The sequence below is a fragment of the Pseudomonas sp. PB3P13 genome (assembly GCF_054897735.1).
Genome location: NZ_CM142702.1, coordinates 945,642 through 958,863 on the forward strand (window position 1 = coordinate 945,642; position 13,222 = coordinate 958,863).

Annotated in this window: 13 protein-coding genes; 10 read left to right on the forward strand and 3 right to left on the reverse strand. The window is 57.9% G+C overall.

All coding sequences use genetic code 11. From position 1 onward, the window contains the following. Positions 1–243 precede the first annotated feature (243 nt). On the forward strand, positions 244–1,011 hold the full coding sequence (locus tag ACYZT1_RS04170; RefSeq protein WP_462017802.1) for a GntR family transcriptional regulator: 768 nt from the start codon (positions 244–246) through the stop codon (positions 1,009–1,011). Positions 1,012–1,153: 142 nt separating this feature from the next. Here the strand turns inward: ACYZT1_RS04170 and smpB are convergent, their stop codons facing one another. Next, on the reverse strand, positions 1,154–1,636 hold the full coding sequence (gene smpB, locus ACYZT1_RS04175) for an SsrA-binding protein SmpB (RefSeq protein WP_150580576.1): 483 nt from the start codon (positions 1,634–1,636) through the stop codon (positions 1,154–1,156). Positions 1,637–1,754: 118 nt separating this feature from the next. Between smpB and ACYZT1_RS04180 the strand changes: the two genes are divergently transcribed. The 3 genes from ACYZT1_RS04180 to ACYZT1_RS04190 are packed head-to-tail and all read left to right on the forward strand — an operon-like array spanning position 1,755 to position 3,907. Further along, positions 1,755–3,158, forward strand: coding sequence for a sodium-dependent transporter (locus tag ACYZT1_RS04180; RefSeq protein ID WP_462017803.1), 1,404 nt, complete (start codon positions 1,755–1,757; stop codon positions 3,156–3,158). Between the two features lie 7 nt (positions 3,159–3,165). Beyond that, complete coding sequence (locus tag ACYZT1_RS04185; protein WP_462017804.1) at positions 3,166–3,600, forward strand: type II toxin-antitoxin system RatA family toxin; 435 nt, start codon at positions 3,166–3,168, stop codon at positions 3,598–3,600. Then, positions 3,593–3,907, forward strand: coding sequence for an RnfH family protein (locus tag ACYZT1_RS04190; protein WP_462017805.1), 315 nt, complete (start codon positions 3,593–3,595; stop codon positions 3,905–3,907). Before ACYZT1_RS04185 ends, ACYZT1_RS04190 begins: the two co-directional genes overlap by 8 nt. A 60-nt stretch (positions 3,908–3,967) precedes the next feature. On the opposite strand, the gene bamE is transcribed toward ACYZT1_RS04190, so the two are convergent. After that, a complete protein-coding gene (gene bamE, locus ACYZT1_RS04195; protein ID WP_462017806.1) occupies positions 3,968–4,495 on the reverse strand; it encodes an outer membrane protein assembly factor BamE domain-containing protein in 528 nt (175 codons plus the stop codon). Positions 4,496–4,592: 97 nt separating this feature from the next. Between bamE and fur the strand changes: the two genes are divergently transcribed. Beyond that, the gene (gene fur / locus ACYZT1_RS04200) at positions 4,593–4,997 is read left to right on the forward strand and encodes a ferric iron uptake transcriptional regulator (protein WP_003197684.1); all 405 of its coding nucleotides are present in this window, start codon (positions 4,593–4,595) and stop codon (positions 4,995–4,997) included. 75 nt (positions 4,998–5,072) lie between these two features. On the opposite strand, the gene recN is transcribed toward fur, so the two are convergent. Next, the gene (recN, locus tag ACYZT1_RS04205) at positions 5,073–6,746 is read right to left on the reverse strand and encodes a DNA repair protein RecN (protein ID WP_462017807.1); all 1,674 of its coding nucleotides are present in this window, start codon (positions 6,744–6,746) and stop codon (positions 5,073–5,075) included. A gap of 235 nt (positions 6,747–6,981) precedes the next feature. On the opposite strand from recN, the gene grpE reads away from it, so the two are divergent. The 5 genes from grpE (at position 6,982) to carA (ending at position 13,204) form a co-directional block, all read left to right on the forward strand. Beyond that, on the forward strand, positions 6,982–7,548 hold the full coding sequence (grpE, locus tag ACYZT1_RS04210; RefSeq protein WP_462017808.1) for a nucleotide exchange factor GrpE: 567 nt from the start codon (positions 6,982–6,984) through the stop codon (positions 7,546–7,548). 103 nt (positions 7,549–7,651) lie between these two features. Beyond that, positions 7,652–9,571, forward strand: coding sequence for a molecular chaperone DnaK (gene dnaK, locus ACYZT1_RS04215; protein WP_462017809.1), 1,920 nt, complete (start codon positions 7,652–7,654; stop codon positions 9,569–9,571). Between the two features lie 298 nt (positions 9,572–9,869). Then, positions 9,870–10,994 carry a molecular chaperone DnaJ gene (gene dnaJ, locus ACYZT1_RS04220; RefSeq protein WP_462017810.1) on the forward strand — a complete coding sequence of 375 codons (1,125 nt, stop codon included), beginning with the start codon at positions 9,870–9,872 and terminating at the stop codon, positions 10,992–10,994. A gap of 9 nt (positions 10,995–11,003) precedes the next feature. Next, a complete protein-coding gene (gene dapB / locus ACYZT1_RS04225; protein WP_462017811.1) occupies positions 11,004–11,810 on the forward strand; it encodes a 4-hydroxy-tetrahydrodipicolinate reductase in 807 nt (268 codons plus the stop codon). Between the two features lie 257 nt (positions 11,811–12,067). Continuing rightward, positions 12,068–13,204, forward strand: a complete 1,137-nt coding sequence (gene carA / locus ACYZT1_RS04230) for a glutamine-hydrolyzing carbamoyl-phosphate synthase small subunit (protein ID WP_462017812.1) — start codon at positions 12,068–12,070, stop codon at positions 13,202–13,204. Positions 13,205–13,222 lie beyond the last annotated feature (18 nt).

The following is a 13,222-nucleotide window of genomic DNA, read 5'->3' on the forward strand; positions in this document are numbered from 1 at the left end:
GGCCCCTAATTGTTGTTGGTCAGGCACTGATCAGCGTGTTTGGAAAATTGGTAATACCAATTTACAATCGCTGTTGGCTAGAGTAAAAGCCTCGTATGGGGCGTGTCAATTTGCCGCTCTGAAACGCTTGTCGAACAGGCGGTGCGGATGCGTGGTCGTTACGCTGTCCGGTAGGTGCCTGAGTGGGTCTGATAGGCCAGAATAGAAAGCCCGGCGCGCCGTCGGGATCGTGGAGAATGAGTTATGGCTTTTGATCAAATTCGTCAGCGTCGTTTGTCTGACGATATTGTCGAGCAGCTCGAGGGGATGATCCTAGAGGGCACGCTGAAGGCCGGTGAGCGCTTGCCGGCAGAACGGGCGCTGGCCGAGCAGTTCGGCGTTTCGCGGCCCTCGTTGCGCGAAGCGATTCAAAAGCTGGCAGCGAAAGGTTTACTGGTCAGTCGCCAGGGCGGAGGCAATTACGTTGTCGAATCGCTGGGCACGACGTTCAGTGATCCTTTGCTGCATCTGCTCGAAAGCAATCCCGAAGCGCAGCGTGATCTGCTCGAGTTTCGCCATACCCTCGAGGCCTCTTGTGCCTACTACGCAGCGCTACGCGCAACCGATGTCGATCGTGAACGGCTGACTTCGGCGTTCAATGAATTGCAGGATTGCTACTCGCGTCACGATGACGTCAGCCGCGCAGAAGAGGGCGCGGCCGACGCGAAGTTTCACCTGGCGATCGCCGAGGCCAGCCACAATGCAGTACTGCTGCACACCATTCGCGGGCTGTTTGATTTGCTCAGGCGTAACGTGGTGACCAACATCGGCGGCATGTACAAGCAGCGCACGGAAACCCGCGACATGCTGATCACTCAGCATCGGGAGTTGTACATGGCGATTATCGAGGGAAGGGCTGAACAGGCGCGGGAGGTTTCCAGTCGGCACATTCTGTATGTGCAGGAAGTGTTGGAGGAAGTGCGTCAGGAAGTGCAGCGCGTGGCCCGGGCGGAGCGACGCAAGGGGATTTGATTGCGCGAACACGATTCATTGTGGCGAGGGGGCTTGCCTCCGTTGGACAGCGGAGCTGTCCCAGCGTCGACGGCTGCCACGTAGCCGAACGGGGCGGTGCGACAAGCTACCTCGCCACAATGATCGATATCAGGGCGCAAGATTAATCTTCCTTGCCCTTGTTGCGCACCGCACGCTGCAGCTCGCGACCGGCATCGCGTTCGCGTTCGGTATCCCGCTTGTCGTATTCCTTCTTGCCCTTGCCCAAAGCAATCTCGCACTTGACCATGTGCTTGCTCCAGTACCAGGACAGGCATACGCAGGCGTAACCCTTCTGCTGCACGGCAGAAGCCAGCTTCTCCAGCTCGCGCCGATTAAGCAGCAATTTACGGGTGCGGGTCGGATCTGCGATGACGTGTGTGCTCGCCGTCATCAGCGGCGTGATGTGGCTGCCAAGCAACCAGGCTTCGCCATCCTTGAGCAGTACATAGCTGTCAACCAGCTGTAGCTTGCTTGCCCGCAGACTTTTTACTTCCCAGCCGGCCAGGACCAGACCAGCCTCGAACCGATGTTCGATGAAGTAATCGTGTCGCGCCTTTTTATTCTGCGCGATGGTCCCTGTTGGGTGTTTCTTCTGTTTAGCCATAGGGGCGGCATTATAGGGAGTTGCAAGCGAGTCGGCTACGGTATCGCTACGTGCTTGAGCAGGTTGATTGAATCCCGGACAATGCGCGCTCTTTTTTGAACGCTTGGGCGTGATAACGATGTCGACAGACAAGGTTTCTGTCCACGGCAGTTGGGCTAGCCGCTGGGTCTTCATACTCGCCGCGACCGGTTCGGCCGTGGGCCTGGGTAGCATCTGGAAATTCCCGTACATGGTCGGGGTTTATGGCGGCGGCGCCTTCGTGCTGATGTTCCTGGCGTGCATTGCGTTGATCGGTGTGCCGGTCATGCTGGCGGAAACCCTGATCGGCCGCCGCGCCCGGCAAAGTCCGGCCAATGCGTTGAAGGTTCTGGCGCTGGAAGCGGGGCATTCGGCGAAATGGTCCTGGGGCGCATTCGCCGGGATGATCACCGCGTTACTGATTCTGTCCTTCTACAGCGTGGTCGGCGGCTGGTCGCTGGATTACATCATTGACATGGGTCGTGGCGATTTCCAGGGTGTCACGCCTGAACAGGTCGGCACGTATTTCGGCAATGTGATCGCCGATCCATGGCGTCTGACACTTTGGCACACGATTTTCATGCTGCTTTCAGCACTGGTCATCGCCCGGGGAGTGGTCGCAGGCCTCGAGCGAAGCTTGCGTATCATGATGCCGTTGCTGTTCGTGATGATTCTGGTGTTGCTGGGTTACAGCATGACCACCGGGCACTTCATGGAGGGCGTGCATTTCATGTTCGATTTCCACCCGGAAAAAGTCCTCGACGGACTGCTGCCCGCCATGGGGCACGCCTTTTTTTCGCTGAGCGTGGGCGTGGGGTCGATCATGATCTACGGTGCCTACATGCCAAAGCATTCATCGATTTCAGGCACCGTAGTCGGTGTGGCATTGCTGGACACTTTTGTTTCTCTCGTCGCCGGGCTGGCATTGTTTCCGATTGTTTTTGCTGCGGGCCTGAATCCGAGTGAAGGTCCGGGATTGATGTTCGTCAGCCTGCCATTTGCTTTTGGCAACGTCGCGTTCGGCCAGTTGATGGGCGTTGTTTTCTTCGTTCTGGTGGCCATTGCAGCGTGGAGCTCGGCCATTTCCTTGCTCGAACCCATGGTGGCTTACCTGGTGGAGCGCTCGAAACTGAGCCGCGCCTGGGTGACGTTCTGGCTCGCATTTACCTGCTGGTTTGTTGGCTTGGGCACGGTCTTTTCCTTCAATATCTGGAAGGAGGCGAAGTTTTTCGTGAACGAAGGCGGGGTGTTTCATCTCTATCAATGGGGAGCGCCAGGAGGTCTGGACTTCTTCGGCGTAATCGATTTCTTCACTTCGCGAATCATGTTGCCACTTGGTGGTTTGTGTTTCGTGGTGTTTGCAGGCTGGGTGATGAGCCGAGAAGCGGTGCGCGACGAATTGTCGATCCGCAGCCCGGTGTTGTTCGCCTTGTCCCTGTTCCTGATGCGCTATGTGGCGCCCATCGGCATTCTCGTAGTGTTTGCCGCCCAGCTGTGGAAGTGACGCTGACATGACGACACACATTCAACGTTCGGCCCTGCTGCCGTATCCGGCGCAAGCCCTGTATGACCTGGTCAACGATGTGGCGCGGTATCCGGAATTTCTGCCTTGGTGCTCGTCGGCCGAAGTCCTGGAAAGCTCTGCGCAGCATATGCGTGCCAGTGTTGGCGTGGCCAAGGGCGGACTCAGCCAGCATTTCGTCACGCGCAATAGCCTCGTCCCCGGGCAATCGATCGAGATGAATCTTGAAGAAGGGCCATTTACTCAGTTGCACGGTATCTGGGTATTCAAGGCACTGACCGACAAGGCCTGCAAAATCAGTCTGGATCTGTCTTTCGATTATGCGGGGCCGATTGTTCGAGCGACGCTGGGGCCGTTGTTCAATCAGGCGGCCAACACGCTGGTCGATGCGTTCTGCCAGCGCGCCAAGCAGATGCATGGTTGAAGTCATGATTGAGATAGAGGTGGTGTTCGCCGCCGTGGATCGGCAAGTTCTGCTCTCTGTAGTGGTGCCTGCCGGTACGACGGTGCGGACGGCTTTGCTGAAATCCGCGGTGGGTGACGAATTTCCCGAGCTCAATCTGGCGGATTGCCCGGTGGGGATCTTTGGCAAGGTCATCGCTGATCCGGATACCCGCGCGGTGCAGGCAGGTGATCGCATCGAGATCTACCGCCCATTGCTCGCCGATCCCAAGGAAGTGCGCCGTCTTCGCGCCGCCAAGGCTGCCGAGGCCAAAGCGCGCAGTCAGTGATTCAACAAACGCCAGACAATAAAAAACCCGGACATGCCGGGTTTTTTATTGCGTCGCAAATTATTGCGGCGAGGTGTCCAACGGTTCTGGAGTCGGGACCGGAACGGTTTCTACACCGTCAACGTCCTTCTGGATCTGATCCAGCAACGAACCTGGCTTGGCCGGAGTTTCCGGTTTCGGCTGCTCGACGTTCTGCGCAGGGTCAGTGACGGTTGTGTCAGTGTCCTTGCCGAGAATGGCTTCGTCGCGACTCACGCCTGGCATGAAATCACCAGAGAGGCTGACAAGTTGGTCATTTGGGTTGAAGATAACGCTAATGCGTTCCTGTTGGCGTTCACCGCCACCCGGTTGCAGGCTGTACAGATAATCCCAGCGATCGGCATGGAACGTGTCGGTCAGCAGAGGGTTACCCATGATAAACCGTACTTGCCGACGGGTCATTCCCGGGCGTAACTGGTCTATCATGTCCTGCGTGACGACATTGCCCTGCTGGATGTCGATTTTGTAAACCCCGGGGAATGAACAACCGGCGAGTGCGAGCAGTCCCACAAAGGTGAAACTGGTTAGCAAGAGCTTGGTGTTTTGCATCGGTGGGCGACTTCCACTATCTTGGCTGGGACAACGTAAACGCCGATCATACCCGCATTAAGAGAAGCTGCGAAGCAGCATCGCGAGAAAGCTGACCATGGTTGAAAATAGCGAACTACGCAAAGCCGGCCTCAAAGTGACCCTTCCAAGGGTCAAGATTCTGCAAATGCTCGATTCCGCCGAGCAACGCCACATGAGTGCCGAGGATGTTTACAAGGCGCTCATGGAGGCTGGTGAGGACGTCGGTCTGGCCACGGTTTACCGTGTTCTGACCCAGTTCGAGGCAGCTGGCCTTGTGGTGCGGCACAACTTCGACGGGGGGCACGCGGTCTTCGAACTGGATGACGGCAAGCATCACGACCACATGGTCAACGTCGAAACCAGTGAAGTGATCGAATTCTTCGACGAAGAAATCGAGCGACTGCAGAAAGCCATCGTCGACAAATATGGCTTTGAGATGGTTGACCACAATCTTGTGCTGTACGTGCGCAAGAAAAAGTAAGCATGTCGCGCGAACGTTGTGTTCGCGAAACGAACGAAGGCGACCCCAGGGTCGCCTTCGTGCTGTCTGTCATTTCTAAATTTTTGCGGTGACGACCATTTTTTTCGCGTGAGCGAGAGATTCCTTGGTCAGGTCGATGCCGCCCAGCATTCGCGCAACTTCTTCCACGCGCTCGTTTTTACTCAGCTTGGAAACCGCCGTTCGGGTGGCATCTTCGCCTCGTACCTTGTGCACAAACAGGTGTTGATGCCCTTGCGCTGCCACTTGCGGCAAGTGGGTCACCGTCAGTACCTGCCCGCGCTCACCCAGGCGTCGCAGCAGTTGACCGACGATTTCGGCCGTCGGGCCGCCAATGCCTACGTCCACTTCGTCAAATACCAGCGTTGGTACGCGTGAGGTTTGTGCGGTGATGACCTGAATGGCCAGACTGATCCGCGACAGCTCGCCACCCGACGCTACTTTGGCCAGCGCCTTCAACGGCTGCCCCGGGTTGGCACTGACCAGCAACTCAACTTGCTCGAGGCCGTTCGGTAGCAGCTCGTCACTGTCATTGGGGCGCAACTCGATTGTGAAGCGACCGCCCGGCATGCCGAGGCGCTGGATTTCCTGTTCGACTGCGCTGGCCAGGCTGCTGGAGGCTTGATGGCGCAGATCGCTCAGCTCCCGGGCCTTCTCCTGATAATGACGGGCATAAGAGGCCAGTTCATCGCTCAGACGTTCGATCGATTCGTCGTTTGCATTCAAAGTTTCGATTTCGTCCAGCAGGCGCTGTTGCATTTCGGCAACCTCGGTCGGCTGGATGCGGTGTTTGCGCGCCATGGTGTAGATCGAATCGAGACGTTCCTCCAGGTATTGCAGGCGCGCCGGGTCGGCATCGAAATTATCGAGGAAGCGATTCAGCTCGCCTACGGCTTCTTCTACCTGGATCTGGGCGCTGGTCAGCAAGCTGCTGGCTTCGCCGAGCGCGCCAACCGAAGTGGTCACGCTCGACAGGCGGTTGAGGCTGGCGGTCAGCGCATTCAAGACATTGCCGGAATCACTTTCACTGCATTGCTCAACCACTTGCCGGCAGATACCGAGCAGGGTTTCCGCGTTCGTCAGGTTCTTGTGTTCCTGTTCCAGCTGCTCGAGTTCGTTTTCACCGAGACCGAGGTTCTCCAGCTCTTCGAGTTGATAGCTGAGCAGTTGATGGCGAGCACGTTGTTCATCGCCGGAGTTGGAAAGACGTTCCAGCTCCTGACGTGTCTGGCGCCAGCGTTGAGCGGCCAGTTGTACCTGGCGGGCAAGATCTGTGGCGCCAGCGTATTCATCGAGCAGGCGGCGATGCGTGTCGGTTTTTAGTAGCGACTGATGCTCATGCTGGCTGTGGATATCGATCAGCAACTCACCCAGAGCCTTGAGGTCGCCGAGCGGGCAGGGTGTGCCATTGATATAGCCACGCGAACGACCTTCCGCCGTGATGACCCTTCGCAGGATGCACGGTCCGTCGCTCTCGAGATCACGCTCGGCGAGCCAGGCGCTGGCTTCCGGGATGTCGACCAGATCGAACGTGGCAAGGATGTCGGCCTTGTCCGCGCCGGGGCGGACCACGCCACTGTCGGCGCGGTCGCCGAGTGTCAGGCCCAAGGCGTCGAGCATGATTGACTTGCCGGCGCCGGTTTCACCCGTGATCACGCTCATTCCGCGATCGAGTTCGAGATCGAGATGTTCGACGATGGCGTAGTTATGTACGGACAGGTGCACCAGCATAAAGGCCGCTCCCAGGCTTTAGGTCTGGTTATTTATACAGTGTTTTGTTTTGAGCTGACAATGCCCATTTTTCGCCTGATTTGTCCTTGCCGACGAAATGCCAACGGCGATCACCGCAATGCTGCTGTTTTTGTAGGGTTAATCGCGACCTGCCCTTGAAGCAGGATTTTGCGGCCCCATATATCGGGACAGAAGCGCGGGTTGAGCTCGCGGACGTAATTGAAAGGAGAAATCTATGGCTGACGAACAGACAGTGGATACGCAAAATCTAGACGCCGATCAGGCTGCCCAGGATTCGGGTAATGACCTGGTGGCTCGTGTACAAGCGCTCGAAGAGCAATTGGCTGGCGCTCAGGATCAGGCTTTGCGTGTAGCCGCTGACCTGCAGAACGTCCGCCGTCGCGCTGAACAGGACGTCGAGAAAGCGCACAAATTCGCCCTCGAAAAGTTCGCTGGCGACTTGCTGCCGATCATCGACAGCCTGGAGCGCGGCCTGGAATTGTCCAACCCGGATGACGAAAGCATCCGTCCGATGCGCGAAGGGATCGAGCTGACCCTGAAAATGTTCCAGGACACCCTGAAACGTTATCAGCTGGAAGCGATCGACCCGCACGGCGAACCGTTCAACGCCGTTCAGCATCAGGCAATGGCCATGCAGGAAAGCGCTGATGTCGAGCCCAATAGCGTGCTCAAGGTCTTCCAGAAGGGCTATCAGCTCAATGGTCGCCTGCTGCGCCCGGCCATGGTTGTGGTCAGCAAGCCCCCGGCGCCGGTTTCGCCTTCTATTGATGAGCAGGCTTGAAATCGGCCACAAGGCCCCCATTTATAAGTCAAGCGTTTAAGTGCTACCGCAGTTAGCCACCACTGCTGCGGCAACCAAATCCAAAAGTTTCGGGAGAGTTAACATGGGCAAAATTATCGGTATCGACCTGGGGACCACCAACTCCTGCGTCTCCGTGCTTGAAAACGGCGTGGCCAAAGTTATTGAAAACGCTGAAGGCGCGCGCACCACGCCGTCGATCATCGCTTACGCCAACGATGGCGAGATCCTGGTTGGCCAGTCCGCCAAACGTCAGGCTGTGACCAATCCGCACAACACCCTTTACGCGGTGAAGCGTTTGATCGGTCGTCGCTTTGACGAAGAAGTCGTACAGAAAGACATCCAGATGGTCCCTTACAAGATCGTCAAGGCCGACAACAGCGACGCCTGGGTAGAAGTGAACGGCCAGAAGATGTCGCCGCCACAAATCTCGGCTGAAATTCTGAAAAAGATGAAGAAGACCGCTGAAGACTACCTCGGCGAGCCAGTGACTGAGGCGGTGATCACCGTTCCGGCTTACTTCAACGACAGCCAGCGTCAGGCGACCAAAGACGCCGGCCGTATCGCCGGTCTGGACGTTAAACGCATCATCAACGAACCAACCGCAGCCGCACTGGCTTACGGTATGGACAAGGCAAAGGGCGATCACACCGTGATCGTTTACGACCTGGGCGGCGGTACTTTCGACGTTTCCGTGATCGAAATCGCTGAAGTCGATGGCGAGCACCAGTTCGAAGTACTGGCCACCAACGGTGACACGTTCCTGGGCGGTGAAGACTTTGACATTCGTCTGATCGACTACCTCGTTGACGAATTCAAGAAAGAAAGCGGCATGAACCTCAAAGGTGACCCGCTGGCGATGCAGCGCCTGAAAGAAGCTGCTGAGAAAGCCAAGATCGAACTGTCTTCGAGCAATTCGACCGACGTGAACCTGCCGTACATCACCGCAGATGCCACCGGTCCAAAGCACTTGAACGTGAAGATTTCCCGCGCCAAGCTGGAGTCGCTGGTTGAAGACCTGGTTCAGCGCACCATCGAGCCATGCCGTATCGCCCTGAAAGATTCGGGTATCGATATTGGCGCGATCAACGACGTGATCTTGGTCGGCGGTCAGACCCGCATGCCACTGGTTCAGAAGCTGGTCACCGAGTTCTTCGGTAAAGAAGCTCGCAAAGACGTGAACCCGGACGAAGCCGTTGCCATGGGTGCTGCTATCCAGGGCGCAGTATTGGCCGGTGACGTGAAGGACGTTCTGCTGCTCGATGTCAGCCCGCTGACCCTGGGTATCGAAACCATGGGCGGCGTGATGACCGCGCTGATCGAGAAAAACACCACGATTCCTACCAAGAAATCGCAAGTGTTCTCGACTGCCGACGACAACCAGGGCGCTGTGACCATTCACGTCCTGCAGGGCGAGCGCAAGCAAGCCGCGCAGAACAAGTCTCTGGGCAAGTTCGACTTGGCCGAGATTCCACCCGCACCACGTGGCGTGCCACAAATCGAAGTGACCTTCGACATCGACGCTAACGGCATCCTGCACGTCGGCGCGAAAGACAAGGCCACCGGCAAGACTCAGTCGATCGTGATCAAGGCCAACTCCGGTCTGTCCGAGGAAGAGATTCAGCAGATGATCCGCGATGCGGAAACCAATGCTGACGAAGACCGCAAGTTCGAAGAGCTGGCCGCCGCCCGTAACCAGGGCGATGCACTGGTTCACTCGACGCGCAAAATGATCGCTGATGCTGGCGACAAGGTGAGCGCTGAGGAGAAGACTGCGATCGAAGCGGCAGTGGTTGCGCTGGAAGTCGCCGTCAAAGGCGACGACAAGGCTGCCATCGAAGCCAAGGTTGAAGAGCTGTCGAAAGTCTCCGCTCCAGTGGCGCAGAAAATGTACGCCGAACAGGCTCAGCCTGCTGAAGGCGCTGCACCACAAGGTGACGCGGACAAGAAGCCTGCAGACGACGTTGTCGACGCCGAGTTTGAAGAAGTAAAAGACCACAAGTAAGTTGTTGGTCGCCCGGTTGACTGCCTTCAGGCGGTGACTGGTAGGATGTCGCCGCGCGGGAGCCTGCTCCCGCGTTGGCGTGTCTGGAGTACGCGAATTTTTACAGCATGCGACGAGCATTCGCGTGCTGCTGGTATGGCCGGGAATGCTCCTGCTTTTCGCGCCGAAAATACCGTATCGAAACATAGACCAGGATCGTTGAATTGACGTGAGTTGGGTCCGGGCCTGTATTGGGGCTCAACGAGTTTGGCGAGGCTCAGGAGGGGTTTGCCGAACGTCCTTAAGAGTGCAAAGACTTATGGCAAAGCGTGACTATTACGAAGTATTGGGTGTTGAGCGCGGCTCAAGCGAAGCAGACCTGAAGAAGGCTTACCGTCGCCTGGCAATGAAGCACCACCCGGACCGTAATCCCGATGACAAAGCGTCGGAAGAACTGTTCAAGGAGGCCAACGAGGCCTACGAAGTGTTGTCCGATTCCAGCAAGCGTGCAGCGTACGACCAGTATGGTCATGCCGGTGTCGACCCAAGCATGGGTGGCGGCGGTGCCGGTTTTGGCGGTCAGAACTTCTCCGATATCTTCGGCGACGTGTTCAGCGACTTCTTCGGTGGCGGTCGCGGCGGTGCTCGTGGCGGCGCTCAGCGCGGCAGCGATTTGCGTTACACCCTCGAGTTGAACCTGGAAGAAGCGGTTCGCGGCACAACCGTGAATATCCGCGTTCCGACACTGGTCAACTGCAAGCCGTGTGATGGTTCGGGCGCGAAGAAGGGCTCCTCGCCCGTCACCTGCCCGACGTGCGGCGGCATTGGCCAGGTCCGTATGCAGCAAGGCTTCTTCTCGGTGCAGCAAACCTGCCCGCGCTGCCATGGCCAAGGCAAGATCATTTCCGATCCGTGTGATTCCTGCCACGGCGAAGGTCGTGTCGAAGAGTACAAAACCCTTTCCGTGAAAGTGCCGGCCGGTGTCGATACCGGTGATCGCATTCGTCTGTCTGGCGAAGGCGAAGCGGGCGCGCAGGGCGGTCCGACGGGCGATCTGTACGTGGTGATCAATGTGCGCGAGCACGCGATCTTCCAGCGCGACGGCAAGCATCTGTTCTGCGAAGTACCAATCAGTTTTGTCGATGCGGCATTGGGCGGCGAACTTGAAATTCCGACGCTTGATGGCCGGGTCAAACTGAAGATCCCGGAAGGGACTCAGACCGGCAAGCAGTTCCGTGTTCGCGGCAAGGGCGTGGCCCCGGTTCGTGGCGGCGGTGCGGGTGACCTGATGTGTCGTGTGGCGGTGGAAACCCCGGTCAACCTGGGTCGTCGTCAGCGCGAGTTGCTCGAAGAGTTCCGCAGTTCGCTGGCGGGCGATAACAGTCACTCGCCGAAAACCACGGGTTGGTTCGAAGGCGTGAAGCGCTTCTTCGGCGATCTGTAAGGAGTCGGCATGCGACGTATAGCTGTGATGGGCGCTGCCGGGCGCATGGGCAAAATCCTCGTCGAGGCGGTGCAGCAACGCGCGCCGCTGACCGGGCTGACGGCTGCCATCGTCCGCCCTGGCAGCCCGCTGATCGGTGTGGATGCCGGTGAGCTGGCTTCGCTGGGACGTATCGGCGTGCCGCTTTCGGGGCATGTGGAGGCGGTGGCTGAAGAGTTCGATGTGTTGATCGACTTCACGCTCCCGGAAGTCATGCTGAAAAACCTCGCGTTCTGTCGCAAGGCCGGCAAGGCGATGGTCATCGGCACCACCGGGCTGGATGCCGCGCAGAAACAATTGCTGGCTGAAGCGGGAAAAGTCATTCCCATCGTGTTCGCGGCCAATTTCAGTGTGGGCGTAAATCTGTCGCTGAAACTGCTCGAGATGACCGCTCGCGTGCTGGGTGATGATGCGGATATCGAGATCATCGAAGCGCATCACCGGCACAAAATCGATGCGCCGTCAGGCACGGCTTTGCGCATGGGCGAAGTGATCGCCGCTGCGCTGGATCGTGATCTGCAGAAGGTTGCCGTTTACGGTCGTGAAGGGCACACCGGTGTGCGCGAGCGGGAAACCATCGGCTTCGCGACCGTGCGCGGTGGTGATGTGGTCGGCGACCATACCGTGCTGTTTGCCTGCGAGGGTGAGCGTCTGGAAATCACTCACAAGGCATCGAGCCGTATGACGTTTGCCAAAGGTGCTGTACGTGCAGCCTTGTGGCTGGAGGGTCGTGAGCCAGGCCTATATGACATGCAAGACGTACTCGACCTGCGTTGAGAGCGCCTTGAATCGGGTTCAAACTCAACGTTTGAGCCCGGTTTTACACCGCCAGGCGACGACCTGTCGCATTCCCCGGCCTTTCAGACTGATTGGCGGTAGACCGAAAAAGCCTTTTTCTGTAAGCTACAGCTTTAGTGTGTTCACTAAAAGCGCGCAGAATAATTCAGTGAATGAGCGGGGTGACGTGTCCATACGTCACTCCGCTTTTTTACACCTGCGATCGCCCTTTCAGGCTTTATTTACGGGAGGTCTTCTTGACTAAGCCAGCCATACTCGCCCTTGCTGACGGCAGCATTTTCCGCGGCGAAGCAATTGGAGCCGACGGTCAGACCGTTGGAGAGGTGGTTTTCAACACCGCCATGACCGGCTATCAGGAAATTCTTACCGATCCTTCCTACGCCCAACAGATCGTTACTCTTACGTACCCTCACATCGGCAACACCGGCACCACGCCGGAAGATGCCGAGTCGGATCGCGTATGGTCTGCAGGCCTGGTGATCCGCGACCTGCCACTGGTTGCGAGCAACTGGCGTAACACGCTGCCCCTGTCCGATTACCTGAAAGCCAACAACGTTGTGGCTATTGCCGGTATCGACACCCGCCGCCTGACCCGCATCCTGCGAGAAAAAGGCGCACAGAACGGCTGCATCATGGCCGGTGACAATATTTCCGAAGAAGCCGCCATCGCCGCTGCCCAGGGTTTTCCTGGCCTGAAAGGCATGGACCTGGCGAAAGTCGTCAGCACCAAAGAGCAGTACGAATGGCGCTCGACTGTCTGGGACCTGAAAACCGACAGCCACGCGACCATCGAAGCCTCCGAGCTGCCGTACCACGTGGTTGCCTTCGACTACGGCGTCAAGCTCAACATCCTGCGCATGCTGGTCGAGCGCGGTTGCCGCGTCACCGTCGTGCCGGCTCAGACGCCAGCGTCTGACGTGTTGGCGCTCAACCCGGATGGCGTATTCCTGTCCAACGGCCCGGGTGACCCGGAGCCTTGCGATTACGCCATCCAGGCGATCAAGGATGTGCTGGAGACCGAGATTCCGGTGTTCGGCATCTGCCTTGGGCACCAGCTGCTGGCTCTGGCGTCCGGCGCCAAGACCGTGAAAATGGGCCATGGCCACCACGGTGCCAACCACCCGGTTCAGGATCTGGACAGCGGTGTGGTGATGATCACCAGCCAGAACCACGGTTTTGCGGTAGACGAAGCGACCTTGCCAGCCAACGTGCGCGCGATTCACAAATCGCTGTTCGACGGCACCCTGCAAGGCATCGAACGTACTGACAAGAGCGCCTTCAGCTTCCAGGGTCACCCGGAAGCCAGCCCTGGCCCGAACGACGTAGCGCCATTGTTCGATCGCTTCATCAACGAGATGGCCAAGCGACGCTGATCGCTGGCCTTGATGCAG

Coding starts and splice junctions, on each gene's coding strand:
- ACYZT1_RS04190 (WP_462017805.1), top strand. CDS start 3,593: ATGGTTGAAGTCATGATTGAGATAGAGGTGGTGTTCGCCGCCGTGGAT.
- ACYZT1_RS04170 (WP_462017802.1), top strand. CDS start 244: ATGGCTTTTGATCAAATTCGTCAGCGTCGTTTGTCTGACGATATTGTC.
- dnaJ (WP_462017810.1), top strand. CDS start 9,870: ATGGCAAAGCGTGACTATTACGAAGTATTGGGTGTTGAGCGCGGCTCA.
- ACYZT1_RS04185 (WP_462017804.1), top strand. CDS start 3,166: ATGACGACACACATTCAACGTTCGGCCCTGCTGCCGTATCCGGCGCAA.
- fur (WP_003197684.1), top strand. CDS start 4,593: ATGGTTGAAAATAGCGAACTACGCAAAGCCGGCCTCAAAGTGACCCTT.
- smpB (WP_150580576.1), bottom strand. CDS start 1,636: ATGGCTAAACAGAAGAAACACCCAACAGGGACCATCGCGCAGAATAAA.
- ACYZT1_RS04180 (WP_462017803.1), top strand. CDS start 1,755: ATGTCGACAGACAAGGTTTCTGTCCACGGCAGTTGGGCTAGCCGCTGG.
- recN (WP_462017807.1), bottom strand. CDS start 6,746: ATGCTGGTGCACCTGTCCGTACATAACTACGCCATCGTCGAACATCTC.
- dapB (WP_462017811.1), top strand. CDS start 11,004: ATGCGACGTATAGCTGTGATGGGCGCTGCCGGGCGCATGGGCAAAATC.
- dnaK (WP_462017809.1), top strand. CDS start 7,652: ATGGGCAAAATTATCGGTATCGACCTGGGGACCACCAACTCCTGCGTC.
- bamE (WP_462017806.1), bottom strand. CDS start 4,495: ATGCAAAACACCAAGCTCTTGCTAACCAGTTTCACCTTTGTGGGACTG.
- grpE (WP_462017808.1), top strand. CDS start 6,982: ATGGCTGACGAACAGACAGTGGATACGCAAAATCTAGACGCCGATCAG.